The organism is uncultured Psychrobacillus sp. (assembly GCF_938022135.1).
Lineage (GTDB): Bacteria > Bacillota > Bacilli > Bacillales_A > Planococcaceae > Psychrobacillus.
The window spans coordinates 1-2946 of the sequence record NZ_CALIED010000022.1 but is presented as its reverse complement, the minus strand read 5'-3'; the positions used below and the strand labels follow the sequence as shown (position 1 = coordinate 2946).

The 2946-nt window shown below is 36.3% G+C and carries 4 protein-coding genes; 1 reads left to right on the top strand and 3 read right to left on the bottom strand.

The window, feature by feature from the left end; translation table 11 throughout:
* A partial coding sequence (locus Q0371_RS05515; RefSeq protein WP_298469229.1) for a hypothetical protein occupies positions 1-764 on the bottom strand: 764 nt, incomplete at its 3' end.
* A 156-nt stretch (positions 765-920) separates the two neighbouring features.
* Here Q0371_RS05515 and Q0371_RS05510 point away from each other — a divergent pair.
* Positions 921-1082, top strand: a complete 162-nt coding sequence (locus tag Q0371_RS05510; RefSeq protein ID WP_298469226.1) for a hypothetical protein — start codon at positions 921-923, stop codon at positions 1080-1082.
* A 134-nt stretch (positions 1083-1216) separates the two neighbouring features.
* Here Q0371_RS05510 and Q0371_RS05505 read toward each other — a convergent pair whose 3' ends face one another.
* A complete protein-coding gene (locus Q0371_RS05505) occupies positions 1217-1702 on the bottom strand; it encodes a hypothetical protein (protein ID WP_169361527.1) in 486 nt (161 codons plus the stop codon).
* 6 nt (positions 1703-1708) lie between these two features.
* The coding region (locus tag Q0371_RS05500; RefSeq protein WP_298469221.1) for an HNH endonuclease at positions 1709-2946 on the bottom strand (1238 nt) is incomplete at its 5' end.

Below are 2946 nucleotides of genomic sequence, written 5' to 3'. Positions count from 1 at the left end.
ACAACTTTTGGCTTAGCCTGTATATTCGAATTTGGTGTCTCTGATTTCACATTTGCTTTTCCGCTACTAACGGGGGCTGGGTTGTTCGCTTTTGCCGTTGGTGTAGTGACTGTTTTAGTAGATTTATTTGGTATCGTAGTGTTGCTCAGGTTTATGTGATCTCCATTGCCACCAACGACCTTCGGCAGATCCTGTATCTGCTCATTTGGATTCCCCTTAGTAGGGCTGGCAACCGCACTTTTGGCTTCGGGTATATTCCCTTTAGATGGCGGCTGGACTGCAGATGCTTGTACTTTACTAGAATTTGCTCCAGTGCCGTCCAAATCGGGGGTCTTATTGGCAACGTTCGGGTTCTGGATCTCTGGATTAACACCGCCACTGGGAGTTTTAGATGTTGGCATGTTGAACATGAATGGACTATTATTGGTATACGGTGTCCCATTCTGTAAGCTAGTAAAGAGATTTAATCGTGACTGCGAACCAATCAGTGGACTATTCGCCATATCCCGATAAACGGAAGTAGACACTGATTCTACTACCTCATCGTTTAGGACATTTTTGGGCTGAAAAAAATTACGTCCTTTATTTACAATTTTAGTCCCAGTACTTCCCCAGCCTAAAAATGGAACCATTGCTGCAAAGGAAAGACCTGCGTTTAACTTATCTCCTCTAGCATAATAGATTACTCCGTTTAAACCATCGGCTATTTCTCCGATTCCTGGTATTAACCCTGCTAGATCTAATCCAAATTGAAAACCATCCAACTATCGAATTCATGCAACTGTAAAACTGTATCGTCGCGTTTCTTTTTGGAATTTTGAATTTAAAAAACCTTGAAAGACAGTTAGCCAATCAAGGTTTTAAATATTATAAATTATCTTTAAACCCCAAAAATACACCAGAAGGGAGGAAATAAAATAATGAATGATATTTTTGTTAAATTACTTTATGAATCTATCGTGAAAGAGAACCTTCAACTCAAAGACTTGTATGAAGCGGAGAATATTACTTCTAAAAAAGATGATTATTGGAAAAAGGCTACGGTTTTAAGTTCTTTAAAAGTTGAATTCTTTATGGCATAATATACTTTTTTAAATTACCTAATACCTCTTGCCAATAACGTTTGATGAGTTCCCTGATCGAGTTGCTTTCCATTTGGATTTAGTATATCAAATACTTTACTTACACCCTCATACTTTACATTAATTCAGGTAAATTATAGTACAATATCTTGATACCCTACTTCTTCTACATTTTCATCTTCAATTTTTATTCCTAACCCATTTTCAATATCCCAAGAGACATCACAAAGCAAACCTAGTCTTCTTTTTCCATTCTTTCTTACTCTTCTTACAATTAATTCAGTTGGCTTCACTAAACTTTTTAAATCTGAGGCAGATTCAACTTTTGGAGCAAAATTATCTGCTTCTGATTTATTCCCTAACCTCTCTCTATATTCTTCATAATTATCACTATAGTAGTCATATACTAGTTTTTCTGCCTCATTCATTATATTTTTCATATCTTGAATAAAATTTATAAATGCTTCTCTCTGTACATTGGAAAAATCCGCACTTTCATGTCCATCAATACTTAAAATTATTTCCTTCTCCAAGTCAAACATTCTAAGAGTTGTTTTTCCTCTCCAGAAATTATTTTTATATTCAAGTTCTCCAAAAAGATCATCATTAATCATTGTCATTTTTAATTACTCTCCTAACTTAACTTTTATATTATATTCGCCAACTCCACCCAAATGTCCAAAAACACTATTAATTTTTCTAGGTACCAATTGTATTGTTTCCAAGTCATTAAGTTCATGCCAAGTATATTTATTATCTTCTCGCCAATCAGCTACATCTTCTGCTGTCCATTTTTTATCTGGTGTACTCCAATTTTTAGCCAATTCTTCATCAGCAGTTGAAAAATTTGATTTTCTATCATTAGTCATGTTTTCTAATTTTATTTCACCTTTGGAGAATGGTGAAAAGTCTGGCATTCCATTTTTGTACTCAACTCCGTCAACGCCAGCTTCATCAAGATATTTTTTAACTTCTCCGGTCTTATCAGAGATAAATAACGACTCTGCTCGTTCGCTACTCCATTCGCCTTTATTAACAGGTGTTGTTTTTACCCTTTGCTCATAAGAGCTATATTTAGGCTCTACATCAAAACCTCTAGTATAATCTATCTGCCTATCTTTAACTGTCCCCTTTGACGGGACATCCGGTTTCGACAGCGATAAATTGCCAGTAAGAGGACTATTGAATGTTACAGACTTTGGTGTCATATTATTGAAGTCTGTTTTGAACATATACATGTTAGCCTGGGTTCTGCTTAGTGGGCCATTGACCACTTCTTGGTAAGTGGGTGTAAACATAGATGCCACTTTTTCATCACTTAATACATTCCTTGCTTGGTATAACTGACTACCTTTATTTGCAAATTTCGTTGCAGTACTTCCCCAGCCGGCAACTGGAATCATCGCCGCAAAGGAAAGACCTGCGTTTAACTTATCTCCTCTAGCATAATAGATTACTCCGTTTAAACCATCTGCTATTTCTCCGTATACAGGAATTAGTCCCGCTACATCTAATACAAATTGAAAACCATCCAACAGTTTATTTTCTTTTGGCGGCTCAACTTGGACTACTTCTTCCTTGTATTCTACTTTAGAAACGATTTCGTAGTATACTGTCCCGTTTTCTGAGTACTCTTTTATCAATAAACCATTTTCATATTGATGGTACTGGATATTCTCTCCTACGTTTTCATCAATCGTATTCATCCTTTTAAGCTCTAAAGCTTGAAAGGTTTTGGCAGTGATCATCGTGCCGATTATTTTGTCTCTTTCTTCTCCCCATAGTTTATGAGGATCTAAATATACCTTAGGGAATAGCTCTGTCCGAATCTCGCTTCCAAACGTAATTGCATTCCACTGACTCG

Excerpts from the sequence above, each read along its gene's own strand:
- Q0371_RS05505 (WP_169361527.1), bottom strand. The coding sequence starts at position 1,702 with ATGACAATGATTAATGATGATCTTTTTGGAGAACTTGAATATAAAAAT.
- Q0371_RS05510 (WP_298469226.1), top strand. The coding sequence starts at position 921 with ATGAATGATATTTTTGTTAAATTACTTTATGAATCTATCGTGAAAGAG.